Source organism: Companilactobacillus suantsaicola (genome assembly GCF_004745525.1).
GTDB classification, from domain to species: Bacteria; Bacillota; Bacilli; order Lactobacillales; family Lactobacillaceae; genus Companilactobacillus; species Companilactobacillus suantsaicola.
Window position 1 is genome coordinate 1 of the sequence record NZ_RKLY01000018.1, and the last position, 26,010, is coordinate 26,010.

Below are 26,010 nucleotides of genomic sequence, written 5' to 3' on the forward strand. Positions count from 1 at the left end.
CGAAAAACCTCTTTCATTGTTAGTGTCGGAACTCCAATGATAACTGATTTTTACGTCTTGGTGTTTTTTTATTTAGTTTTTCTTAAGGTGGCTAACTTGATTATAAAATTCGCCGTTAAATTAGCTTAACAAACTTGTTACAATTTATGTTACAAAATGTTTTTTTAAGATTAGTTTACTTCTATTGAGGGATTGTAGTTGGATGCCGTCTTCCGCACAATCCCTGTGATGAGCTGGAACGCTGCCGGCACTATTTTGAGCTTTTGCAAAGTACGCAAAATCTCAAAACTAGGCCTTCTTGTAGGTGCTAAAGCACCAACAAGAATTTGGCGGCTGAGTCATCACAGGGCTTGTGCTCCAGACTGAATAACATCTTTGATTTTTTATCTCAAATACTTCAAAATTTTAATAATCGTTATTATTCTATTCATCAATAAATTAGGGGCTGTAAAAATGAAAGCTAATGAAATGAAACATTCTTGTTTGAAATGGCTTGAAAATAATGAAAAATATACTAGTTTATCTTCTAATTTAATTCAGATTGATACCCCTTTTCTAGACCCTTCTCGTGACTACATTACAATATACGTTGAATCATCTGAACATGATATGACACTAACCGATGATGGCTGGACACTAGATTATTTGGAAACACATGGATTAACCTTTAAAAAGGGTTCCAAAGAAACTAAAATGTTGGAATTAATCTTAAAAAAATTCAATTTAATCAAAGAAGACGATTCTATTCAATTGAAGACTCAAGCAGCTAACTTTCCTGTCGACAAACAAAGGTACTTACAGGGATTACTACAAGTTAATGATTTACTATTGCTAAAAGAATGCGTTAAAAAAGCATGACTCAATTAATGTGACTTATTTAATTCAATTCAAAATTCACAACAATAACTGCCAAGAATTGGATTTAGTCTGGAGTAACAGCTCTGGAAAATTCAGCTGCGAAATTTCTCTAACGCTTCAGCGTTTCCCAGAGATGTTGTGTAAGACGGCCTCCAACTACTGACCAAACAATAGAAATATCTCTATATAAAAGCAAAAAACCAAACCTCTAAAAAGAGATTTGGTTTTTTAATTATGCCGTGTGCAGGAGTCGAACCTGTGACCGCCGGTTTACGATACCGATGCTCTACCAACTGAGCTAACACGGCAAAAAAATGGAAATCCTAAAAAAAATACATCTAATTCTAATGAACTAGATGTAAATATTGAAGACACCTAGGATTTCCTAAGTATTATAACTCCGGATGTCAGACTCGAACTGACGACACCCTGATTAACAGTCAGATGCTCTACCAACTGAGCTAATCCGGAATAATTCAATAGCTCTTTAACAGAACTATTAAATTTTATCAATCTATCAAGATTGAGTCAATACTTATTTGGCATTTTCTTTAGTAATTTTTGTTACGCCACCCATGTATGGTACCAAAACATCAGGAATTGTTACTGAACCGTCTTCATTTTGGTAATTTTCAAGGATTGCAGCGACCGTACGGCCGGCAGCAAGTCCTGATCCATTCAAGGTATGTGCTAGTCTTGTCTTACCATTTTCGTCACGATATCTGATATGAGCACGACGAGCTTGGAAGTCTAGACAGTTTGAACAACTTGAAACTTCACGATACTTGTCTTGAGCAGGCATCCAAACTTCAAGGTCATAAGTCTTAGCTGAACTGAAACTTGCATCCCCACTTGAAAGAACGATTACGTGATATGGAAGACCTAGTTGCTTCAAAATGTTTTCAGCGTTAGCAGTCAATTTTTCCAATTCGTTGTATGATTCTTCAGGCTTTGTAACCTTAACCATCTCAACCTTGTTAAATTGGTGCATACGGATCAAACCACGAGTATCACGACCAGCAGAACCAGCTTCAGAACGGAAACATGGTGTTAGAGCTGTGACATATTTAGGTAGGTCTTTTTCGTCCAAAATCTTACCTGCAAAATAGTTTGTCAAAGGAACTTCGGCTGTAGGGATCAAAGTCAATGGATTTTCATCAACCATAACGGTATAAACATCTTCAGTAAACTTAGGGAATTGACTTGTACCAAACATGGCATTGTTGTTAACCAAGTATGGAGGGATTACTTCGGTGTACCCTTCTTTTTGGTGTTGGTCGAGCATAAAGTTGTAAACCGCACGTTCTAGTCTAGCACCCATGCCGATGTAATAAACAAAACGACTACCAGCAACTTTAGTAGCTTGTTCAAAGTCTAAGATACCTAGTTCTTCACCAATATCCCAGTGATGTCTTGGCTTGAAGTTTTCCTTAGGAACGGCACCGACTTTTCTAATTTCCACGTTAGTACTGTCGTCAGGGCCAACGGGAACAGAGTCATCAGGAATATTTGGCAAACGAACTAGAATATAGTTCATCTTACCTTCAGTATCTTCAAGGTCAGCGTCTAGTTTCTTGATGTCACTACCAACTTGTTTCATAGCAGCAATTTCTTCACTAGCATCTTCTTTATTACGTTTCTTAGTAGCGATTCCTTGAGAAACAGTATTTCTCTTTTCCTTCAAAGTTTCACTCTTAACTAACAATTCACGACGCTTAGTATCGTAACTTAATAATTCGTCGATTTCTTCACTTGTAACACCACGTGAAGCTAATTTGTTCTTGATCCAGTCAGGATCTTTTCTGATTAGCTTGATATCTAACATATATTTTCTCCTTTTTTTAACGCAGAATACAAAAAAGTCGACTCATCTCTCCAAAGAGGGACGAATCGACTTATTCGCGGTACCACCCAGTTTCAGCGTAAACAAATACACTGCACTTTCAGACTTTATCGGATCAACCCGAACGGCATTACCCGTTGCCAGAATGCTGGAATAAAGACCTTAATGATTTTCACCGACCATCATCTCTCTGAAAGGTTTTTTGAGTAGGCACTCTCTTAGCGTTATATTTACAATTAATAATAAGTTAAACCAGCCTAAATTTCAACTAGAAAACTAGTAATGATTATGTTTTTTCTCGTGTGCAACATCGATATCTTTCAACTTCAAAAACTTCGTCTTGTAGCGGATCTTGTAGTAAGCCCAGCAGACGAATAAAATAATCAGACCACTATAACTGATCAACAGACGACCAACGTTGAAGTTGACCATTGAACGGACATCTTGACCGAGAATAATGATGATACCTAAGATGATTGCTAGAATTGGTCCAAATGGGAACCACTTAGCCTTGTACCGCAAATCTTCCAACTTGTAACCCTTGAATAGATAAGCTTTTCTGAAACGATAGTGTGAAAAGGCAATTCCTAACCAAGCGATAAATCCTGTCAAACCACTGGCCGCAACTAGTAGTTCGTAGAATGAGTCACCGTAAAAGCTTGTGAAGAGCGCAATCGCACCGATTAAAGCTGTCAAAAGTAGTGAGAAGACTGGCACACCACGACCGTTTGTTTTGGCAAAAGCCTTCGGAGCCATGCCCTGTTTACTCATCGACCACAGCATACGACTTGCCGCATAAAGTCCAGAGTTAGCCGCGGAAATAACTGAAGTTAAGATAACGGCATTCATTACCCCTGCAGCTAACGGGATTCCGACTTTCTTAAAGACGATCGTAAACGGACTAATTGCAATATCGCCAGCCCCTGAGCCGAGCAAATTAGGGCTAGTGTAAGGAATTAAGGCACCAATCACGGCAATTGATAAGATGTAGAATAAAAGAATCCGCCAGAACACTTGCTTGATAGCCTTAGGAATACTCTTCTCCGGTGTAGCTGATTCACCAGCGGTAATTCCGATCAATTCGGTTCCTTGAAACGAGAATCCAGCAACAACGAAGACACTTAGTATTGCCGGTATTCCGCCGACAAAAGGAGCTTTTTTGTAAGTATAATTAGTTAAACCGACAAAATGTTCATTGCCAAGAACTCCTAAAATACTCAAGACTCCCACGATCAAGAAGACAATTACCGCGATAACTTTGATTGATGAGAGCCAATATTCCGTCTCACCAAAAGAACTAACTGAAATAAAATTAATTACTAACAACAAAATCATAAATGTTAAACTGATTTTCCAAGAAGACCAACTTGGGAACCAGTATTTCACAACTAGCGAAATCGTCGATAAATCGACCGCTAACGTGATGGCCCAATTGAACCAGTAGTTCCAACCTAAAGCAAAACCAAAGGCTGGATCGATAAATTTAGTTGCATAGGTAGCAAACGAACCAGAGACTGGCATGTAAGTAGCCATTTCTCCTAAACTAGTCATTAAAAAGTAGACCATGATACCAATAGCCACATAAGCTATCAGAGCTCCACCTGGTCCTGCAGTAGAGATTGAAGAACCACTGGCAACAAATAAACCAGTTCCAATCGAACCACCTAGTGCAATCATTGATAGATGACGAGTCTTGAGAGAACGACTCACATCATTATTTTCCATCTTTCATTCCCCTTTTATTTTAGGACATAAAAAAAATCCTTATTATCAGAGGAACTACTGACAATAAGGATTTTTTTAATTATCCCAATAATCAATAGCTCAACGCAGAGAGCGGAGAATGGTGCTTAGATTCCGAGCATTTGCCTAACTTTGTGAATTACACGCCGGTTTTGCGTGGGATTTACAAAGTGTAGCAAAGCACAGGAATCTGCCATTCGTAGCTCGTTTTCACACGGAAAACCAGCCCTACACTCAAAAACGACAGTCCATTACCTGTTAAGTAATAGCCCAATCAACTTACCAAGAAGGGATAAAATGATTTCGGCAACTTTCCCTTTAATGTCTTTTCAATGTACCCTCATGTACTCCAAAACACGACTAATAAAAATTGCGCCTCTATCTGATTACAAAATATTATAAATAAATGTTAAGATAGTAGCAAGTAGTGTTTCTTATATTTATTAATCATAATTTAACATTGCCGGGGGAAAACAAACATGTTGGAGCAAATTTTCTTAGTTAAGCAAGACGTCGAAAAATACCGAATGCTTACAGTTATTAAATCGTTACCTCCTCGTGAAGTAAATTTGAGTAATATTAGTAGTAGATTACAATTTACATACCAAAAAACATATAATATTTTCCAAGCCCTGCTCGAAGATTTTGTTGAAGTTGCCCCTGATATCGACTCATCTGATACCAAGATTGAATCGATCGACTTCAGTAAAATTTCCATCGACACATACCGTCTATACTTAGTTAAGAACTCGGTAGTCTTTCAAGCCTTCAACTATGGCTTGACTAGTGCAAATCCCTCGTTCGAGAGTTTCAGCAATGATCACTTCACTAGCAAATCCACTCTCAACCGTCGAATGTCGAAATTTCGGGCATTTCTAAAAAATTTTGGTCTAAAAATTTCTAACTCTACACTAGAAATCAAAGGTAACGAAAAAAATTACACTGACTTGTACAAAGATGTTTATACTTTCTTCTCCAACGTTGACCAAAATGAGTTTCCGGGAATTTACAATGCGGCTGAACTAATTTCAAAAGATTTATATCAAGTTTTGCCAAGTTACATTTCAACTATTAGACAAGAAGATATTATCAAAGTTAAAGTCTTAATTGATCCAGGTAATCAAGCAGCTGAAGTTGTTTTGAGAAATATTCGTACATTGGGCTTCGTCGAAGTGGTACCAAGTGATGTCTTCGATGATGTGGATGTTTTGATCACTTCGCTGGATGTTTTGCCATTGGATATTGAAAAGAAAAAGTACCCTGAGAATTTGAAAGTTATTTCTTGGGATATTTCTTCAACGCGACCAGACTACATCTGGTTATTGATTCAGTTGAATCAGATTTACGTTAAGAAGCTTAAAGAAAAAAAGATAGTAATAAAAAGAAGAAGGCACTTTAGTTTTTTTGTGTAGTATGCCGTCTTCCGCAAAAAACTCGATTTGGGCTGGAACGTGGTGAGCCGACTTGAAACTACCGCAAAATGCGCGGCATTTCCAAGCTCGACCTTATTCTAAGCAATAAATTGCTAAGAATAATTTCACCACTGAGCCCAATCGAGTTTTTTGCTCCAGACTGAATGTTGGTTCTATCTTTTATTTTCTTTCCATTTGGATAAGAATTGCACTTCTATTCTGAAGGATTTTTAAACATAAATAAAAATAATAGCATCTACTTCAAGAGTTTGATTCTTGAGTAGGTGCTATTTATTTTTTTCTAAATTGAATTAATTGCTGTCCAATTTATTGTTCCGGTATAGGTTCCGGCAGAATCGATTTTATTTACGTCATTGGATAACAACAAGCCGCTGTTATTGTCCCAGCTTGCAGCGATGTCGTCGGTTGTTTTGGTCGTATATGACTTATTGTCTTGGGCGACTACTTTGGCATCGTCAGTTAATACGATTGGCTTGCTGGTATCTGTCTGTTTATAAATCAGGTTTCCGTAAAATGGTTGCGTGCCCTTGTATAAACCAGTTGTCGTCGCGCTTAATTTCCACGGCTCTTTTAAACTAGTTACTGTCAAATTGAAATCGCTCTTGCGGTACAGAATCGTGTTAGCGGTCTTGTAGTTGACGTCTTGAAATTGCAATGTTGGCGTTACTTCAAGATCCAAATACTTGTTAACGACATTTTTGCCATCGATCACAAATTTTGGTGTACTGGTGGTTTCAATCGCATTCGAACCACTGAAACTAGCGGGTTCTGGGTCAACTGTGATTGGTGAATCGGTTTGATTGTCGGCTGTCCCATTGACGGTAATATCAGCACTTGTATAGCCATTGGTATCGCTCTTGTTACCAAGATTATTCGCTAAAGTGTATTTCCAACTACCGCTATTTAAATCGGCAACCTTGGCAATCGTTTCAGGTGTACTGTCGCCGTTACTATTGTGATACGTGATCGTGGCAGAATTGTAGTCGACGTCGCTTGGCAAATTGAGTTTAGCCACAATATCTTGCCAGTCTTCACGCGATTCATCGGCATCCCAAGTTAAATGATAGTCAAAAGCTAAATTGTCGTCATTGTAGACTTTGTTATCACTCGACGAATCTGTGATGGCCTTGTTATTATCCGACTTGTCATAGAGCGTCGTATCAATTCTGGCAGTGGCAAGTGATGGCATCGACTCAAAGATAGCTAATTTGCTGTAACTATTGTCATTGGTGCCGTTGCTACCTGTCAAACCCCAGTAAACTTTATTATCGGTCAAAGTTCCAAATTGACTGACATCAACTGGAATAGTTTCCGTAATTTCGTTGTAGTCACTACCCTGTCCATTGTTGATCGTACCATCAGGGAATTTGTCATTAAACTTGTATTCAATTGTAGCGGGACTTGTGGCAGTCTTAGGATTCCAAGTAAAGGTCAAATGGTGCCAATAAAGTGGATTGCCATCTGCATCTTCACCATCAACTAGGTTGGCATTTTGCGCACCAACTTGAAAAGCTGAAAGTGCTTGACCTTTTTTATTCAAATTAATTAAAGACCAAGGATTACTCAAATCATTACTTGGTTTGAAGGCATCGTCATTTCTTAAATCATCCAGATTTAAAGTCTTATAAGTTGAAGCGTTAGCCGGATAACTAAAGTAAATTGTTCCGTATGGATTGGCTAAGTTGCCCATTCTCAAGGGATGCTCACCTAAATTACTACTGCTCAAAAGTAAATCACGTTCTGGAAAATCGCTTGGTGCTGCATACGTATCATGAGCAGTATCAAAACTTCCTAAGGTAAATTCCTTATAACGACCCTTAGCAAAACCTATCAAACCAGTCGAATGATCACTACTATAACCGACTAATGCTGGCGTTCTGACTGTTGAAATCAAACTGTTCGATTGAGCTTCAAAATTCAAAGCCATACTATTTTGAATTGCCATCGAAGCAGCACCTTCAGGCGAATTAATCAATGAATTATTGAAAGTATCATCAGAATATTTATTAGTTAGTAAATTCTTCGTTTGATTAGTCTGCGATTGATCGTAGCCCATAACACCAAGTCCTTGATAAGAAGCACCCATGGCACTTTCACCACGATTATCATTTTGCAAAACTAAAGAGATTCCCTCACCATTTTTAGTAGGATCATCCCCATCAGCTGAACCGAAGTATAGCCAAACTGAAACCGTCTGTTTCTTGGAAATATCGATATAGTTTTGACTGTCACGTTTAGACCAAGCAGCCCCAACTTGAGCCGTATTGACTACTGTTTCATTACTGCCGCTACCATAAGTAACCGGATTAGTTTCACCACCAGTAGCAAGCCGTAAAACTTTACCATCAGACGTTGCGTCACCCTTGGCATCAACAATTTCTGATGAATTGATCTTGAAAGGATAAGCTATTGAATCCTCATTATCGTTAAGTTCAAATTGTCCAACTGTAAAATACTTGGAAATCGATAGTCCATTTGGTGCGCTTTTGACAACATCAGAAATGTCGTCCGCAGCAACTATTTGTGGATTGAAGAATATTCCGCTAAGCAAAATCAAGCAGGCAATAATCGAAAATTTTGCACTACTTCTCATTCAATCACCCCTAATACAAATTTATTATAGGACGATTAAATGAAATATTCTTATCAAATTACAATAAAATTTATTTAAAAATAAAATCCTATTGAATTTTTTTAATAGATTCTTAGACTATTTGTCGATTAAGCGTATTAAAACAATCATTTATCTTTAGCTATTCGATAATAATCAATTAAAGGATAATAGTCCTTAATTGAATTAATCAATAATATCACTTGAAAAAGATTCTTTTTAGTATATCTATTCGGATCAAATCTTCCGTGCATAACTGTGGGACGTGAAAATTCTGATTTAAATATACCTTCCGGAAAAGAAGCACCATATTTATAAAACTGACCAATGACTTTAAGAATATTTAGAAGTATTTCTAAATAAACATCCTTACCAAGATTACTTTTATTTAGTTTTTCCTTAACTTTTTTTTCATAACCAGATCCAACACTTTTCTCAGTACTTAAATTATTCGATTTTTTATCAATTACATATGTCAATACTTCAAATAAAGTAGGAATTACCATTATTAAGTTATCAATATCATCTTTTAAAAGCTTCTTACTAATTTTAACTTGTTTTTTAAATCCATAATCCAAAAATCCTATCATATAATCCAATTCTTGAAACATTTTCTCAAAATTATTGGCAGTAAAATAATTCATCAAATAATCATTTGCTTCTTTTTCATTTAATTCAAAAACTTCATCAACAATCACCATTCCAGCATTTTCATCACTACCAATTGTCCAGCCATTTTCTGATAACATTTTCAATGTCCTAATCCTTTTGGGATTATCTTTTGCTAAAGAATCACTTATGGCCTCAACTTCTTTTAAAAAATCTTTGAATTGCGTTGCTATAGGATTTAATATTTCCTGATACTTGGCTACAGAGTCTGCCATTACCTTTATTGGAGTTAAATCAATTGAATTACCAATATTTGACAATACTTTTTGAAGTGAGCCTAAACCACTTAAACTAACTGCCATAGTTTCTCTTATATCAATCATGTTTGCCATGGCTTGTGAAGATTTATAAATTTCTCCAATCGATTTTCTTATAGCTTCAATATTTAACTCTTCTTCTGAGATTTCTTTATCATTCATTTTTATAACTCCTTTTCAATAAAAAAAGGTTAAATATTAAATTACTCATCTAATACTTAACCTTATATTTAATTTCTTAAAAAAACTTCTATTTCTGGAATAGTTAAACCGAGCCAAAGATCTTCATTTTTCTTATGTGGACTACCTAAATCCATAAATCCAAATTTTTCATAAAACTTCTGTGATTGAAATAATGAATCTACCGTTAATACACAGACTCCAATCGTTTTAGATGTGTCATAAACCGAAGCACATATCTTTTTTAATAACATTGAGCCTATATTTTTTTCTTGATAATGAACATCAACTGCTAGCCACATAATATCAATCGTTGGCAGTGCTTTATTCCTACCAATCGTTGGAACGCCTTTTTCTGCCTTAAATCTTTTATAAAAAACCTTACTACCCGTACAAAGAGAATAAAATCCCATGACCTTATCATTTTGATTATCCAACAGTAAAAATGTTTTATAAATATTATTCTCGGCATATTTAAGTGCCTTGTCTTTATTCTTAACAAAATCATTTATCATTTCAAAATCATTTAATTCTTTTTGTGTATGCTCAGTATTACTAGGAATACAGTTAAAATTTGAAATATCGATATTTCCATTTCTCAATTCTAAAATATTCAATAATCTGTATTTACCCATTATTACTTATACGCTTCACTAGTATCTATTTCTGGAGCATTTTCTTTAATTCGTTTTGCAGAAGCAATTAATTGCTTTTTTCTTTCTGGTGACACGGGTTCGGAAATCCATTTAATAATGCGATCATATTGTTCCTCATTAAGAACTATACTATTACCCTTTTCATTAACCATAAACTCACTCCCGTTCCTTTAAGTATTACAATTATATATGTCACTACAATCATTTTCAATTCTCAGGCTTAAAAAAATCTTACTCAAATAAAATGAATTGAAAACTTTTGAATCAAAAAGTTACATACTATTCCTTTTACTTGCCTTTTCCATCTCTTCATTAATTTTAGAATAATCGACTGACAATCTATCAATTTCAAATTTATAATACCTAACAACATCATCGTTATAATTATTCAACAATTGTAGGAATTTTTTCTTTACCTCTCTATTAAATCCAATTTCATTATCTGGATTTACTACTTCAACATTGCGAAAGGGATAAAGCTCTAATAGTTCTTTCAACCTTCCCATTAAATCTAACGTATAGGCATTAATTCGAATTAATGTAAAAGTATAATCTTTAGTAGGATATTTTAATTCGTTATCTCTAGAATACTTTAAGGTATAAATCGATTTATCAATTTTTTTAATTAATTTTTCCCTATACAAATCAATATCATCATTCTCATTTTTGGGAAAAACATCAATTAATGTTTGTATATATTCCTTTTCATATAGCTCGGTAACTTTTGATATATACTTTTTTTTTGCGACTAAACTTATACAAAGGTACCACTATAAAAGTAACTACTAAGGTTAAAATAGCTGCAGATATTGTTGAATCCATCTTAAATTCTCCTTTTCAAATTTTACTAATACAAAAAAACCATCGCATTCTGCGACGGCTTTTATTTTTATTTCTTATGACGTTCCGAACGAGTCTTACCTGAACGAGATGTTTTATCGGTCTTCTTTGTTGCCACACGGCCACGTTCTCTTGGTCCAGTACCTTCGTCGTTCTTTTGTGAATAGTACAAGTACATCCACACAGCGACAGCGATTAGAATCAAGATTCCGACAATAATTCCGATCCACTGTTTATTGTTGGATTGTTGCTTTGGTTGAGTAGCACTTTTGACGTCGTCAACTTGCTTTTGTTGAATCGTGATCGAACGGTCAAAGGACTTTTCAAAACCGGAATCGTTCTTCAAAGTCAGATGTGCTTTATAAGTTCCTGCACTTAGATCCTTAATTGGAATAAAGTAGTTGAATTGCGAATTAGGAGCGATTTACAGGTTATCTTGCTTATAGTTGATAGTTTTATCGCCATGCTTGATTTTGGCCGTTAAGGTCACTTTATTGATGTTTATCGGTGCCGTATTATCCAGCATGTAGGAAATCCCTGTTGATCCAGCAACAGCTCTTGGAGCAGCTGAAGTTAGATGCATTTCAGGCATTACGCCATCATCTTTAGAGCGCAAAACGACTCCTTTGACATAACGAACTTGATTCTTAATATTGATGTTCTTTGATTTCGTGGGACTAACTGAAGCGGTCGTTGTGATACCACCCAAAATAATCCCGGAATATTCTGAATCCGGTGATTTAACTTTGAATTCAACGGTCTTATTTTCACCAGTATCTAGTTCAACGACTTGTTTTCTCTTGCCATCGACTAAAGAAGTCAACGAAGGGAGCTTGGATTTGTACGGTTGGGCATTGAATTTATCATAGCCGATCACCCCAGAATCCGCCGTGTAGGCATTGTTGATTTCAGCAGTTACCTTGATTGGTTTACTCCCAGTATTAGCAATCAGCACCTTTAAAGTTTGTTCCTTCTTGGGTGTGATCTTCAAGTCAAAGAACGACTCATCTTTGTTAATTTGATTATCGGGCAAAATTGCTTGGATCGCATACGATTTGTCAGGGGCGGCCTTCACCGTAGTTACTGGCAAAAGAACCGTCAAGACGAGCAACAATGCCGCAAAAAATACAGTTAATCTTTTTTTCATAGTTTTAACTCCTACCTGAGTACCAAATAGCCCAGAATATCAGAAAAATCAGCGATACGAGGACACAGACAATCAAGATGTAAGTGGTGGTCTTATTGTAGATCAAGCCCTTACAACGCTTGTTAATGTCGTTAGCTTGTTCCTGAGTGATCGTGTAAGTCTTCTTAAACGTCCACGTCGCCTTACCACTACGAGCGGCACCTTTGATGACGTACTTACCAGCTTTAATTGGCGTCTGGTTTTGGTCAAAATCGACTGGAATCTTAGAGTTTGGCGCCACCTTACCGTAAGTTAAATCAGCGGTCATTTTGTCTGGTCCAAGGTTAAATCGATCTAACCAACTCTTGCGCTTAACTGTCATATGGACGATGACATTCTTCATCTGACCAGGTTCTTTGTTTTGTAAATTGATAATAATATGAGGCTTTTTGTCAATCACGTCAAGCGCCAAGTTGTGCAAAGTTACCACACCACCGACAGCTTTGTTATCACCAGTGATCCAAACTGGAACATTGGCATTACCTTTAGCACCATTTCTAGCCGTGTCATAGACATTAAAACCACCCATGATCAAGCCATCGATCTTGTCATCTGGTAATTTAATTTTAAAAGATACATCTTTAGTTTTGTTAGGAAGTAAGGTAATCATCTTTGCCTTGGTCATCTTTGAAAAAGCGTGCTTCAAACCAAATTCACCTTCACGGACCTTATCAGTGTAAACAATTTTTCCGTCCATCGAAGTAGTCGCATTGGTTGGTTCGATCCGCAATTGTAATTTATTGATACTGAAATTACTAATTGAAATCTTTACCGTGCGTTCAGCATTTGGCTTGCCAACAATTTCAAAACGATCAGTCACATCAGTCGTATCATCCTCAATCAACGGCGTAACGGTCACACCGTTGATGTCAGCTTTAACTAAAGTTGTATTGCTGATCAAACATAAAAAAGCAAAGAATATCATTGATAGAAAATAGATTATTTTTTTTCTCATTGATTTGCCCCTGATAATTTCTTCACCTCTAATGATACTAAAAAAGCTGCCCCAAGTGTGGGAACAGCTTCATATTTAATTATTTATCAATAATTATTAACGACGACGGCGTCTTGTAGGTTGACCACCATTTCCACCATTGTTGTTCTTATTATTATTTCTCTTACCAAGGTAAATACCTAATCCCAGAATAATTGCTAGAGCAAGAACTCCAAGTAAGATGTATAGCCATAGGTAATTTGGTTTGATACCAGCTAATTTGTTGTACTTAGCAGCATCGTTGTTAGTGATAGTAAAGTCTTTGTTTAATTCCCAACTCTTGATACCACCAGTTGTTTTGTATGTTAATTTCAAGTGGTAATTACCAGATTGTAAGGCATTTTTACCCCAAGAGATTGGCAAATTGTAATTTGTTGTTGGAGCAATACTTTGAGAACTATACGTTTGTGTAATCTTAAAACTTTTATCACCTTTTTTAGTGACGATAGCCTTAGCGGACAATGGGCCAGTATAAGAATTAGTAGAGTTATGAATATTTGCTAGAACACCTTGGTGTTGACCCTTTGATGATGTAACTGTACCAGGTTTTACAGTTCTAACTGAATATTTGGCTTCTTCTCCATCTGCACCTTTTTGGTGAATTTGTAATGGAATAGTATAACTGAACTTATTTTTAATTAAATTACCGTTTGAACCAACTGTTCCCTTAGCTTTTTCTTTGTAAGGAGCAACTGTGACGCCACCCATTAAAGTACCGTTAAAAGATTTTTTAGGCACTGTAACCTTTAAAGTAATTGTTGCCGTAGTATTGCCAGGGACCTTGAAAGTTGATTTTTTAGGTGAAACTGCATCCTTAGTTTGTATTTTCAAAGAAGGATCTGTAACCTTCAAATTATCATAAGCAAGTGAACCATTGTCATTTGTATATGCTGTACTCGAATAATAAATGAAGTTACGAGTATTGCTTGCCTTATTTATCACCATCAATTTAATTTCAGTAGTCTGTCCTGGCGTCCCAGTAATTAAATAGTTACCATTATCGATATTCACGACATCATTTGAGGAACCTCCAGGTTTAATTGTATAATCGCCTGAAGTAGCAGCATTAACATTTGCTGTACCCAAAAAACTTAGTAACATAGCAAAAACAAACGATAGAAAAATTGAACCCCTCAATTTATCTTTTATCATTTTTGACCTCCCATGTAAGTAATTCTCCAAATCAATCATATTATAAAATAAAAGAGTTCGGGACATAACTCCCGATTCCAAAAAAACACGATAGAAATTTCCATAAAATATGGAATTCTTATCGTGTTTTTTTGATATTCGGTTGGATATGATAATAATCTTGCCAATTTTGCTAGATTATTACTCATTAGAGCTAATCCAATTTCTATTTTTGCGTTCTCGAGGCCTCGAACGGACAGACGATTGAACGACAAATGAGCCTTCAAGTCTGCAAAAATTGGTTCAACATCAATCTTACGCTGTGCGTAGATTGATTGACCAACTTCACTTGAAAGCTGTTCTTTTGCCTTATTCTTGAAATATTCCCAATTGGCATTTATATTTATTTGTCGGCGATAACCTTTTTTTGTAGTAGCTAGATTTTCTCTTGTCGGATCCTCAAAATATTCAACCGGCTGATAGGTCTTAAAGTTTCTTTCATCACCATATTTATCGTGTCTTACGCTGTATCTTAAAAATTTAAATTCGATTCCATCTAAATCTGTAAAAGTGTTATTAGATTCATCATAGTTCCAATTAGCGACCTTACGTTTATCTTTATGATATGAGCGTGTCATTTCCTTCTCATACATTCCGTAAGGGATAAGATAATTAGCTTCTAGTTCATCAGTAATAAATTGGTAATTCATTTCACTGCCGTATCCGGCATCCGCCACGACGTAGTCGGCGGCGTGCGATGTTTCTTCAAAAATATCAGTAAGGAATGGTATTAAAGTACGTGTATCAGTGGGACGCTGGAAAACATCATAATAGAGAGCAAATTGATTCTGGCTAGCTACTTGTAAATTATATCCAGGCTTCAATTGACCATTTTTCATTGGATCTTCTTTCATTCTCATAAAAGTAGCATCGTGATCAGTTTTAGAAAAACTGTTACGATCGCCAAAGATCCCGTTAGCATTTTCATATTTTTTCTTTCGAGGAATCAAATCGTTTTTTAACAGATGATTGTAGTGTTTAAGTTTCCGTCTAAGACGTTTATTTTTAGAGCCACCTACAGCTACCTTTTCCGTTTTAATCACTTCATTAAGTTCAGAAATTTTGGTATCAAGGTGAGTAGAAATTTCAGCAAGTTCAGTACTATTTAGGTTTCGAGAGTTTTCCTTGGAGACCTCAATATCAACATTGTTTTGGATTACTTCATCATATAAAGCATCTGTTTTTGCGTCCAATTTTGGTTCAGCCTTTTCAACAGATTTTCTCCAAACAAATGTATATTTATTCGCATTTGCCAAAATTTTAGTGCCGTCGATAAACAAGGCGGAATCGTCGATCAGCTCAAGCTGATTTAGACGATTCCTAAATGTTAAGAATAATCTCTTTATGAGTTCCTTTGAGTGATCACCAGTACGAAATCTATTAACGGTTCTGTAGCTAGGAATAGTTAAAATATTTCCCATTAACCAGCGCATTGGTAAGTTTTCTTCTGCCATTTCAGAAATCTTTCTACCGGCAAAAACTTTTCTTGAATAAGCAAACAATAACATCTTTAATAACATCTTTGCCGGATACTCTGGACGGCCAGTCCAAGAGGACTCGGCCTCCAGATCAGCAGTGGGAATCGATTCAACGATAGCATCGATTGCCCAAACAATATGATCTTTTTTTGGAATCCAGTCTAATTCTAGTTTCAAAGATGTTTGATTATTGATATAATTCATTTGCATAGTAAAGACCTCTTTTAATTTTTTTACTTGGCGGTGAAACGACTGAAGACGTTTCTTTACTAGTATATAGAAATAAGGTCCAGAAATCATTACGATTTCTGGACCTTATTTTTGTCATTTAGGACTTTTGTCCCAAACTCCTGTTATTTTATAATTTTATTTAATAAACTATCCAGCAGCAACAACTGGTTGTGATGTTAGAGTCCATGTAATAGTAGCATTATATGATTTAACACCATTTTTATCTGAACCTGTTGATGATGGGTCTGTCAAGTCCAAGAATGCATTCTTGTCATCAGCTGTAAATGATGCGTTGATAGGACCTGCGTTATATGTTCCACCCTCTAAATCGATTAGGTTATCAGCTGTTCCAGTTGCACCACCTGTAATACTCATATCTTTAGTATTCAAAGCTGTTGCTCCTGTTGCAATACTTTCACCTTTATCATTCTTCAATTCTGTTGGTTTCAAGTTCAATGTATATGCCTTTGTGTCAGTGCTGTCATCGACATTAGCAAATTTTGTAATTGACGCTCCAAGTGTAAATCCTGGTTCTTTTGCACGTGATTCTGTAACAGTCAATACACCTTTACCTTGACTATCTGTTGCTGGGTTACCATTTGTATCGTTGTTGTCCAAAGCTACTGTTGTACCTTCGGCAGCATTAGCAAATCCAAAGTCTGGAACAGCATCCAATGTTAGAAGTCCTGATTGAACTGTAACGTTAGCGTTTGATTCTGCTGTTGCTTTACCTTCTTGTCCTTCTGCATCTCCTGCATAAGCAATAGCCAATTTTCCACTGCCAAGCTTACCAACATCAACACCATCTTTGTTATATGTAACTGAACCATCGGCTGCTTGGTCACCTGTACCTGTAGCAGCTTGTGCTGTAACTGCTGGTGCGATTGCTCCTAAAACGATTCCTGCTGTTGCTAATGATCCTGCTAAAACACTTTTAGATAATTTCATGATATATCCTCCCTGATATAGAAAATTATTTTTTTGTTTTTGTCTTTCTTGATTACAATTAGATAATAACAAATTTTACGAACTGTACATCTCATTATTTGTAAAAGTTATTTGTCAGAATTGAATCAACTTAGAACCTTTTAAAACCGTACAAACTTGAAGCTTTTCCGGAACTTCAATCCATAAAAAGCGAATAGACCAATCAAAATAGTTAAGCCTAAAATGACTAATCCAGTGTCATGCGCATCGCCCGTTTGTGGATATGATGACATGTTGTTAACACTGACTGCTGGCGTATAGTCAGTATCTTTGATCTGGTTACCAGTACTTGTACCGGTATTGTCGCCAACTAATACGTTTGCATTAGTTGCTCCACCGCCGCCTACGCCTGAAGTGCTGTCTTCAGACGTATTGGCGACTACCGCGACTGGTGCCGATCTGTCAGCGCCACCTCCTGTCGTGCTGTTAGATTCAGCGATAACACTTGTTAAACTGAATCCTCCAATCACACCTAACAATATAACGGCAATTGCGAAGAAACCGACTATCCGCTTTTTGACTGTGAGACTTTTTCTAGTTCTCGTTCTTTTCTTCATATAAAAACCTCTCATCAAAAGTCAGTCTATTTTCTCCTTACGCTTAGTATAGTACCATCCGTCTACACGCTTTCTACTCCGAAATAATTAAGAAATTCTTACAAAAAGTGAATCATTTCTTCAAAAGGTAGTATTTAACGATTTGGCTCTGTTTGGCGAATGGAAGCGCTTGATCAGCACTATAGATATATTTGAAGTCTAATTTTCTTAAAATCTTTTGCGGAACCTGGTTTTCTTGCTCAGTTGACGCCCAGATTTCCTTAATATGAATTTGTTCGAAACAATATTCAATAACTAATCTGACAGATTCGCTCGCATAACCTAGTTGTCGAAACTTTTGATCGATCACAAATCCAATTTCTCTCGTTTGGGCAAGCTCGGCTGACTCTCCTCGGCGATTGATCTCAAATATCCCGATCATTCGATCCGTATCTTTCTCGGCTATCACGTGGGCGTCTTGGCGTCTTTGATACATCCCAAACAGCTCTTTAACGAAATCAAGGTCATTACTGTACTCTAACCCAGCTAAGTCATGGTTAGTTTTGTCCTGAATCAATTCGAAGAACTCGTTGAAATCTGTCTCTTTGAATTCTCTGATAATTACGTTTCTTCCTATTAGTAACATTTTTGTGTCCTCATTTTGCAATCTAATTTCTGGGTTTTTATTAAGCGCTAATCTATAATTATTCTAGTGTCTAAAAAGAAAGGTGTGAGTTTCGTATGGATTTGGAATTTAAAGGTCAAACTGTTTCAACAATTGGTGAACCCTTGTCAGTTGGTGAAAAGTTCCCTAACTTTACTGTCCTAAACAAAGACAATAAGGAAGTTAAGCTTCAAGATTTACTCGACAAACCACTTCTCATTAGTGTTGTGCCTAATATCAACACTTCGGTCTGCAGTGTTCAAACTAAGCATTTCAATCAAGAAGTTGACGGCCATTCAGCTATCAACTTTGTCACGATTTCGACTAACACGGTTGAGGAACAATCACATTGGTGCGCCGCTGAGGGTGTTAAGAATATGATGATGTTATCTGACGTCAACCATGATTTTGGTGAAAAGTCGAAGCTTTGGATCAAGGACTTGGACATTTTGGCACGTTCAGTTTGGGTAGTTGACCCTAATGGTGAAATAACTTATTCTGAAGTTGTTCCAGTACAAACCGACGAACCAAGTTACGATAAAGTGCTGGATCAAATTGACCAAATGAATTAAAATTTCATGATCAATTGGCATTTGTAAAAATTCCTATACAAATGTTTGAACCATCCCTGATAATAAATACAAATAATAAAGGGCAGCTAAACCTAGCTGCTCTTTTTTAATGCCGTCTTCCGCACAAAACCTGTGATGGACTGGAATACTTTGAGCTTTTTCAAGTTCGGAAAAATCTCAAAAATTGGCCTTCTTGTAGGTGCTAAAGCACCAACAAGAATTTGGCGGCTGAGCCATCACAGGTTTTGTGCTCCAGACTAGATCCTGATTCTATTGTTTATTTCGACTAATTCAAAATCGTAAAATCTCCTTCCATTCCCTTACCTTTAACGTCTACGATGTTTAACAAAGGTCACAAAGTGCAATATGCAGGCTAACAAAACAAAGAAGATCAAGGTGAAACTGAGATAGTTCAACCAGAAACTACTATTAATAAATGGTTTTAACGGAATCTGAATTCCCATCGTAATTAGAGCCATTACGGCAATCATGAAAAATAGCTGAATATATCTTTTCAAAGTTGAATCATCCTTTCTCTTCTTAACGGAAATCTTCTTGGCAAACTTGTGACACTGTTCCTTCTTATAATTAGGGATCTCTTTCATCCCAAAAGTTCCGGGCAAAACAATTTCGCCGGTCTTGATGACGCCTGCTGCTGACATAACTCGGTCGATGGTCTTAAATGATTCGTCTGTCACACCGGTTAAAAAGTTTTCAAGTGGTGAGACGTAACACGAAGTAATGCTTAAATAATGTTTGTTTTTGAATTGACCGGGAATCGTGTCGCCATTTTCTTTGAAATAGACGAACTTTGGTCGCATGCAGTCAAAGAAATTCTTTAATACCCCGGATAATTCTCGCCAATAAGTTGGTGCACTGAAGACCCAGACGTCGGCTTCATTGAGCTTTTGAACTAATTCTTCCAAAACTGGGTTCTTTTCGTGGTATTTATTTGGCGTGATTTCGTAATTTTCTAAATAGATAGTTTCAGTTTCCACCCCTGGTTCGACGTTATCCAAGACTTCTGACAAAAGTTGGGCTTGGATTCCGTGTTCCTTGTGCGAGGCTAAAATTCCTAATATCTTCATAAGCAATTTTCCCCTTTGTATCATAGTCTAATATAATCGAATATTAGATACAAAACACTAGCATTATAAAAAAATAGTTGCTACAGTATGTTTGAATAAGGAGGTTCTGTCATCATGAAAGTTCTTATCATTGGTGCTCATGGGAAAGTGGGTCACCTACTAATTGGAGAATTACAATCCAGGAACATCGATTTCGTTGCTGGATTGCGCAGTCAAGAACAAATCAAGGCTTATAACGAGAACAACATTGAGACGCAATACATCGATCTGACCGCTTCTTTAGATGAAATCAAAGATTCAATTGAAGAATCCGGTGCTGACGTGTTGGTATTTTCTGCCGGTGCAGGTGGAAGTAGTGATGCATTGACGATGGAAATCGATCTCGACGGTGCGATCAAGACGATGATGGTTGCGGAAACGATTGGTGTCAAACGCTACATCATGGTCAGTTCCCTCTTTAGTGACAACCGCAATAAGTGGGATGCCACGGGAATTCGCCCTTACATGACCGCTAAACATTACGCTGACGATCATTTGCGTGGCACGAGCCTCGATTACACAATTATCCACCCCGGCGCTTTAACTGACGAGGATGGGACTGGCAAAGTTAAACTTCTAGGTCCAAACGAAGCTGGTTCTATTCCTCGAGTCGACGTGGCTAAAGCTTTGGCGTTGATAATCCAGAATCCAAGTACTATCGGCAAAGAGTACACCTTCGCAAGTGGTGAAACTAATGCCGAAGACATTTTTATCTGACCCTTGAAAGAATATTTCGCATTGTGGGGATATTCTTTTTTCGTTCTTTTTTAGGGTAAATTATTATCCATCATGAGTCTAAATTTGCGTGACACTTCATAAAATACGAACAATATTTAATTTCACAAGAAAAATAATCGTCTTTTTCTGTAATATCTGTTATACTCTTATTTGTAGAAAAAATCCTAGGGGGTTATATCGTGGAATCATCAAATTTAAGCTTTATGGAGAAACTATTCCATCTCAAAGAAGCTCAAACAACGGTTAGACGTGAAATTATGGCTGGTCTAACGACGTTTGTTTCAATGGCCTACATTCTCTTCGTCAATCCGCAAGTTCTCGGGGTCGCTGGTATGGACAAGGGTGCTGTCTTCACGGCCACTGCTCTTTCAGCTATTTTAGGTTCAGTTTTAATGGCACTTCTAGCCAACTATCCAATCGCTATCGCACCAGGTCTTGGTGACAATGCGTTCTTTACTTACTCAGTCGTTTTAGCAATGGGTATTCCTTGGCAAACTGCCATGGCTGGTGTTTTCATGTCCAGTATTCTTTTCTTGATCATTTCCATCGTTAAATTGCGTGAGATCGTTATCGACTCAATTCCACACGACTTGAAGTTAGCAATGGCTTCAGGTATTGGTTTATTCATCGCCTTTGTTGGTTTGCAAGGTGGTGGCTTAGTTGTCAGCAGTAAATCAACTTTAGTTGCAATGGGTTCACTCACAGTTCCTACAACTTGGTTAACTATTTTTGGTTTAGTTGTCACTGGTTTATTGATGGCTAAAAAAGTCCCTGGTTCAATCTTTATCGGGATGATTCTTTCAACTATCGTCGGTTTGGTAACCAAATTAATTCCTTTACCTAAAGAAATCATTTCAACTATTCCAAGTATGAAGCCTACTTTTGGGGTCGGAATCGCTCACTTACCTGACCTAGCTAATCCACAATTATGGGCAGTTGTTTTAGTCTTCTTATTAGTTGCTTTCTTTGATACAGCTGGTACTCTGATTGGTTTAGCTGAACAAGCTGGTTTTATGAAGGACAATAAGATGCCTAGAATCGGTAAAGCTTTGATGGCTGATTCTATCTCTATGGTTGGTGGTGCTGTGATGGGTACAACGCCAACAGCTGCTTTCGTTGAATCATCCGCTGGTATCGCTGTTGGTGGTAGAACTGGTTTAACCTCTCTAACAGTCAGCGTGATGTTTGCTTTAGCAATGTTCTTCTCACCACTTTTGACTATCGTTACTACTAATATCACGGCTCCAGTTTTGATCATCGTTGGTATTTTGATGGCCCAATCTATGAAACAAATTGATTGGAGCAAGTTTGAAATTGCCATGCCTGCTTTCTTGACGATTGTTGGTATGCCGCTGACTTACAATATTTCTTACGGTTTCGCTTTCGGTATCTTGTTCTACCCATTAACTATGTGGGCTGCTGGACGTGGTAAGGAAGTTAAGCCTGTGATGTATATTCTGTTCGTGGTCTTTGTTATCTTGCTTTATATTATTAATATTTTGCCTGGAAAATAGGGATAGTTCTTTCCTTATGATGGATGGTGGTTGATTGACATCTTCCGCGACAGTCCTGGGAAATGACTGGAACGCTGTGGGGCGACTTGGAGCCAATTTCAAAACCGAAAATTGTCTTCAAGCTCACCCTTTTACTAAATGCTAAAGCATTAAGTAAATTTCACGGCTGAGCATTTCCCAGGACTGTCGCTCCAGACTCTATTGTGATTCTAAGTTTTATTTGCTTAATAAGCTTGATGGAACCTTTCTTTTATTCGTTTAGTACCTTCTATTCATTTAAGTCACATAAATATAAAAATTCTTTGGTGGATTGGGATCTTTTGATTCTGATTCACCTTTTTTGTGTATACAGATAAAAATGATTTGATGTTCGCAAATCATTATTTTTTTGGCAAATATCTTGCATTTATTGTATGATTATGTTATCGGTTACATAACGCTCATAAACGATATTTTAAGGGGAATGTATTATGTATTGGAAAAAAATTTGCCGTGCTTTGCTTTTCGCCATGATTTTTTTGACGTGGAGTTGGTTTGCTCCACCTACTTTAGTTCAAGCTGTACCTACATACGATGAAGTTCTAAAATCAGCTCCCAATGGTATGAAGTTAGGAGACCTTTTTGAGTACCCTACTTCTTATAGTGGTTCTAAAACTGTCGCTAATCCGGTGAAGATTTTGCCTGCCGGAGACAAGAGTCCTACTGACGTTATTCAAATGACTGATGGGGATGATCAAGCATCTGCTATTTGGGGACGAATGGTTGCCCCTGATGGTTCTGATTACAACTACTTTGATATATCTAAGGAGCAAACAATCTCCGGTTGGATCTATGTTGGTCCTAAAGCCAATGTCAGTAGTGATGGGATTGCCTTAGTTTTGCAAAACGATGCAAATGGCATCAACTCTATTGCACGTTATTATAAGAGAGGCGGTCTAATAAGTTGGCTAGACCCCGAGATTAATTTACCCGCTGAAGGAGAATCTTTAGGGGTATATGGCGGTACTGGTACTGACAAACATGCTTCTACTGTTGGAAATACAGCAGATCTTGCAGGCAAAGCTATTCAAAACAGCTTTGCCTTGGAGTTTGACGCTTTCCGAAATGCTTCTAGTGCAACGAGTACCCCAGATGAATTCAATGACAAAGGTGTCGATGATCTTTTCGATGGACTTTTTGACATTCATAACGTTTCCGAGGCTAAAGGCCAGCACGTTGCTTGGTCTTATCCCGGCGATAAAAGTACATATGAAAAATACATGGAAATAGTTCACTATTTTTATGGAATGCGCCATAAGAATGTAATTCAAAATGTCGTTATTTCCGGTTACAACGCATCAGATACTGCTAGAGATGGTTGGCATCACTTCTCATTTAGTTATAAGCCCGATGAGAATAACAAAAACATTGGTTATATCAGTTATGTCTTCAACGACCGTTTAACTGATGGTTCTGTTAAGCCTTATACGACTTGGGATAAACGTCCTAAAAATGACGCTGACTCGATTGCAATCGACTTAACTAAATTCAACTTGCCAGCCGGTGAAACGAAGGTTCGTTGGGGCTTTACTAGTTCGACCGGTTCTCCTAACAGTGAACCTGGTTCTAATGCAATTATTATGGAAAGAATTCCTTCAGTTATCGATGTTACCTCTATTAACAGTCTTTTCGATGTCACTCAAGAACGTTCTATCAAGGATTTGGATAAACGTTCTGGGACTAGTGGTAGTGACAATGATTATACGGTTGGTGATGGCGATGAGTTGGCATTCACTTATGACCTGCAGTTCCACTCGGGGATTACTGGGACTGGCAATATTACTGCCCAAATGCAGCTGCCACAAAATGTTCTCTATCAAAACGATGAAAATAATCGCATCGGTGAGATCACTTACGCTGACGACCCGAATAGCACGACTTATATCAGTGCTTCGCAGTTGACGACGACCAAGAATAACAATGGCGAATCGGTGCAGACCTTGAGTCTGGATCTGGGTGCTTTATCGAAGAATAGTACCGGTGTCAAAGTTACGATTTACGGAACCGCCAATGCCCCGACTAGCAACGTTTTGAAGCGCACCAAAGTCGCCCCCGAGCACACATCTTACAAGAGTGATTACTATAACGATGATGTCATGAGCTATGGCTTTTACATTACCAACGAAAAACTGCAAATTACTCCGACTGAAGAAACGCAGAAACAGACGGTCAAAAAGGATGCGGATTTCACGCTTGACGGTTCGGCTAAGTATTTGATGTCCAGCAAGTTCACGGGCGACGATTTGACTGCTTACGGGCAGATTTTTGACGAGAATGGCATTGATACCAAGTTGCACAGCTCTTGGAACGTCCCTAGTACTTTGGATGCTGAAACTGACGATTATTCACTAGCGATTCCAGCTGGGATGCTTGAACCGGGAACGTACAAAATCAAAGTGCGTCTTGCCGACAGTCAAGGGTTAGTTTCCCATACGGTTACTTATGATATTACGGTAACTGATAGTGAGTTAGTGCTTACTCCTGATGAAACAGTTATCAATGTGACCGACAATAAGCCTGTTAAAATCAGCGGCAATTACAAATACTCTGACGACACTGACTTTAGAGCAAAAAATGCCACGAAAACTTACGAAATTAAAAATTCTGACGGGACAATTCATAAAATCACCCAGACGATGGCTCACGATAAAGTAATTGATTACTCACTCAACCCTATCGCCTACGAACAACCACTAGATCAGACTCTAAGTGACTTTTTGAAGAATTCACCTGAAGAAAATGTCCTCAAAGAAGGTAAAAATGAAGTAACGATCACCGTTTCCGATGGTGATTTTGCTGAAGCCTCAGCAACTGTTATCGTCAACGTTCCTAAACTCAGCCCTACCATTACCGCCAAATCAAACGAATTGACCGTACTTGGGCCAACTGGTCACATTCACTTCCCAATTGATTTTGACTATGGTAGTAAGTACACACTAGATAATCACCAATTGATTGGTGTCTTCCAAGTCGATTCACAAACGCCAATCAATTTAAAGATCGACAGTCCAATTACCGCTCAAAATCAAGCTTTTGATATGAGTTTTGACTTAACCGGTAATGACCTGAAACTACCGACAAACCAAGATACGAGTGTTGTATCAGTCTACTTCACTGATCCATATGGGCGAAAGACTAACACTGAAAGTTTCAACTTAAAAATCTTGTCCAAAGCCTTAGAATTAAACTTCAACAACTACCGTTTCGAAACTATCGACCCGAAGACTTTCACACCGGGGTATATCGAACGTACTGGCGACTGGGACCTTGACGTGACGAGCTACAAAGCCAGCTGGAAACTCAATGCTTATGCCGATAATCTAAATTACGCAACTTCCGGCAATAAGTCCGACCTTTCGATGGATTTTGTCGATAAAAATAATTTGGCCACCGCTCTAAGCAACAATCCCCAGATTGCCAAAAGCAGCAACCAAAGCTACCAAGTCGTCGATATTTCTGATCAATGGAACGAGAACAACGGTATTTTATTGAAAGCTCAAAGTCTGCCAATTGCTGGCGATTATCAAGGTACAGTTTATTGGGATTTGACTGAGAGTATTGAATAAGATTTGAATAGTTCTTTCCTTATATTGAGGAGTGGTTGATTGCCGTCCTCCACGACAATTCTGGGAAATGACTTGAACGCCAAAACATTTTTAATTC

The 26,010-nt window shown here is 37.5% G+C and carries 20 protein-coding genes, 2 tRNA genes, 1 pseudogene and 1 riboswitch; of the genes and pseudogenes, 6 read left to right on the forward strand and 17 right to left on the reverse strand.

Annotation, left to right across the window (positions count from 1 at the left end; genetic code table 11):
- Positions 1 to 453: 453 nt before the first annotated feature.
- Positions 454 to 858 (forward strand): DUF1828 domain-containing protein, encoded by a 405-nt coding sequence (locus tag EGT49_RS07625; RefSeq protein ID WP_135373104.1) that lies wholly within the window; start codon positions 454 to 456, stop codon positions 856 to 858.
- A gap of 235 nt (positions 859 to 1,093) precedes the next feature.
- Here the strand turns inward: EGT49_RS07625 and EGT49_RS07630 are convergent.
- The 4 genes from EGT49_RS07630 to EGT49_RS07645 form a co-directional block, all read right to left on the reverse strand.
- Positions 1,094 to 1,166, reverse strand: a tRNA-Thr gene (locus EGT49_RS07630).
- 90 nt (positions 1,167 to 1,256) lie between these two features.
- Positions 1,257 to 1,329, reverse strand: a tRNA-Asn gene (locus EGT49_RS07635).
- Between the two features lie 64 nt (positions 1,330 to 1,393).
- Positions 1,394 to 2,683 (reverse strand): serine--tRNA ligase, encoded by a 1,290-nt coding sequence (gene serS, locus EGT49_RS07640; protein ID WP_135373106.1) that lies wholly within the window; start codon positions 2,681 to 2,683, stop codon positions 1,394 to 1,396.
- Between the two features lie 294 nt (positions 2,684 to 2,977).
- On the reverse strand, positions 2,978 to 4,426 hold the full coding sequence (locus tag EGT49_RS07645) for an amino acid permease (protein WP_135373108.1): 1,449 nt from the start codon (positions 4,424 to 4,426) through the stop codon (positions 2,978 to 2,980).
- A 233-nt stretch (positions 4,427 to 4,659) separates the two neighbouring features.
- Positions 4,660 to 4,833: riboswitch (Lysine riboswitch) on the reverse strand.
- A gap of 90 nt (positions 4,834 to 4,923) precedes the next feature.
- Here EGT49_RS07645 and EGT49_RS07650 point away from each other — a divergent pair.
- Positions 4,924 to 5,856, forward strand: a complete 933-nt coding sequence (locus EGT49_RS07650; RefSeq protein ID WP_135373110.1) for a helix-turn-helix domain-containing protein — start codon at positions 4,924 to 4,926, stop codon at positions 5,854 to 5,856.
- Between the two features lie 301 nt (positions 5,857 to 6,157).
- Here the strand turns inward: EGT49_RS07650 and EGT49_RS07655 are convergent, their stop codons facing one another.
- The 12 genes and pseudogenes from EGT49_RS07655 to EGT49_RS07710 all read right to left on the reverse strand — a co-directional run bounded on the left by EGT49_RS07655 (position 6,158) and on the right by EGT49_RS07710 (position 18,339).
- Entirely contained in the window at positions 6,158 to 8,470 is a 2,313-nt protein-coding gene (locus EGT49_RS07655; protein WP_135373112.1) for a hypothetical protein, read from the reverse strand.
- A gap of 146 nt (positions 8,471 to 8,616) precedes the next feature.
- Positions 8,617 to 9,576 (reverse strand): hypothetical protein, encoded by a 960-nt coding sequence (locus EGT49_RS07660; protein ID WP_135373113.1) that lies wholly within the window; start codon positions 9,574 to 9,576, stop codon positions 8,617 to 8,619.
- Between the two features lie 68 nt (positions 9,577 to 9,644).
- Positions 9,645 to 10,211: a GNAT family N-acetyltransferase gene (locus EGT49_RS07665; protein WP_167849789.1), complete on the reverse strand. Its 567-nt coding sequence runs from the start codon at positions 10,209 to 10,211 to the stop codon at positions 9,645 to 9,647.
- A 20-nt stretch (positions 10,212 to 10,231) separates the two neighbouring features.
- Positions 10,232 to 10,402, reverse strand: a complete 171-nt coding sequence (locus EGT49_RS12475) for a hypothetical protein (protein WP_167849790.1) — start codon at positions 10,400 to 10,402, stop codon at positions 10,232 to 10,234.
- A 120-nt stretch (positions 10,403 to 10,522) separates the two neighbouring features.
- Positions 10,523 to 10,894 (reverse strand): hypothetical protein, encoded by a 372-nt coding sequence (locus EGT49_RS07670; protein WP_135373117.1) that lies wholly within the window; start codon positions 10,892 to 10,894, stop codon positions 10,523 to 10,525.
- Between the two features lie 245 nt (positions 10,895 to 11,139).
- A pseudogene (locus EGT49_RS07680) lies at positions 11,140 to 12,237 on the reverse strand (DUF916 domain-containing protein).
- A 4-nt stretch (positions 12,238 to 12,241) separates the two neighbouring features.
- Complete coding sequence (locus EGT49_RS07685) at positions 12,242 to 13,231, reverse strand: WxL protein peptidoglycan domain-containing protein (RefSeq protein WP_135373123.1); 990 nt, start codon at positions 13,229 to 13,231, stop codon at positions 12,242 to 12,244.
- 96 nt (positions 13,232 to 13,327) lie between these two features.
- Positions 13,328 to 14,422: a DUF3324 domain-containing protein gene (locus EGT49_RS07690; protein WP_167849791.1), complete on the reverse strand. Its 1,095-nt coding sequence runs from the start codon at positions 14,420 to 14,422 to the stop codon at positions 13,328 to 13,330.
- Between the two features lie 35 nt (positions 14,423 to 14,457).
- Positions 14,458 to 16,149 (reverse strand): IS1182 family transposase, encoded by a 1,692-nt coding sequence (locus tag EGT49_RS07695; protein ID WP_281275461.1) that lies wholly within the window; start codon positions 16,147 to 16,149, stop codon positions 14,458 to 14,460.
- Positions 16,150 to 16,317: 168 nt separating this feature from the next.
- A complete protein-coding gene (locus EGT49_RS07700) occupies positions 16,318 to 17,118 on the reverse strand; it encodes a WxL domain-containing protein (RefSeq protein WP_135373127.1) in 801 nt (266 codons plus the stop codon).
- Between the two features lie 140 nt (positions 17,119 to 17,258).
- On the reverse strand, positions 17,259 to 17,714 hold the full coding sequence (locus tag EGT49_RS07705; RefSeq protein ID WP_167849792.1) for an LPXTG cell wall anchor domain-containing protein: 456 nt from the start codon (positions 17,712 to 17,714) through the stop codon (positions 17,259 to 17,261).
- A gap of 112 nt (positions 17,715 to 17,826) precedes the next feature.
- Positions 17,827 to 18,339 carry a GNAT family N-acetyltransferase gene (locus EGT49_RS07710; protein ID WP_135373131.1) on the reverse strand — a complete coding sequence of 171 codons (513 nt, stop codon included), beginning with the start codon at positions 18,337 to 18,339 and terminating at the stop codon, positions 17,827 to 17,829.
- Between the two features lie 95 nt (positions 18,340 to 18,434).
- Here EGT49_RS07710 and tpx point away from each other — a divergent pair, with 95 nt between their 5' ends.
- Positions 18,435 to 18,929, forward strand: a complete 495-nt coding sequence (gene tpx / locus EGT49_RS07715) for a thiol peroxidase (protein WP_135373133.1) — start codon at positions 18,435 to 18,437, stop codon at positions 18,927 to 18,929.
- Positions 18,930 to 19,255: 326 nt separating this feature from the next.
- On the opposite strand, the gene EGT49_RS07720 is transcribed toward tpx, so the two are convergent.
- Positions 19,256 to 20,017: a flavodoxin family protein gene (locus EGT49_RS07720; RefSeq protein WP_135373135.1), complete on the reverse strand. Its 762-nt coding sequence runs from the start codon at positions 20,015 to 20,017 to the stop codon at positions 19,256 to 19,258.
- Positions 20,018 to 20,131: 114 nt separating this feature from the next.
- Between EGT49_RS07720 and EGT49_RS07725 the strand changes: the two genes are divergently transcribed.
- The 3 genes from EGT49_RS07725 to EGT49_RS07735 all read left to right on the forward strand — a co-directional run bounded on the left by EGT49_RS07725 (position 20,132) and on the right by EGT49_RS07735 (position 25,913).
- Positions 20,132 to 20,773: an SDR family oxidoreductase gene (locus EGT49_RS07725; RefSeq protein ID WP_135373137.1), complete on the forward strand. Its 642-nt coding sequence runs from the start codon at positions 20,132 to 20,134 to the stop codon at positions 20,771 to 20,773.
- A 224-nt stretch (positions 20,774 to 20,997) separates the two neighbouring features.
- Entirely contained in the window at positions 20,998 to 22,308 is a 1,311-nt protein-coding gene (locus tag EGT49_RS07730; RefSeq protein WP_135373184.1) for an NCS2 family permease, read from the forward strand.
- 470 nt (positions 22,309 to 22,778) lie between these two features.
- Positions 22,779 to 25,913 (forward strand): L-type lectin family protein, encoded by a 3,135-nt coding sequence (locus EGT49_RS07735; RefSeq protein ID WP_135373139.1) that lies wholly within the window; start codon positions 22,779 to 22,781, stop codon positions 25,911 to 25,913.
- Positions 25,914 to 26,010: the final 97 nt, after the last annotated feature.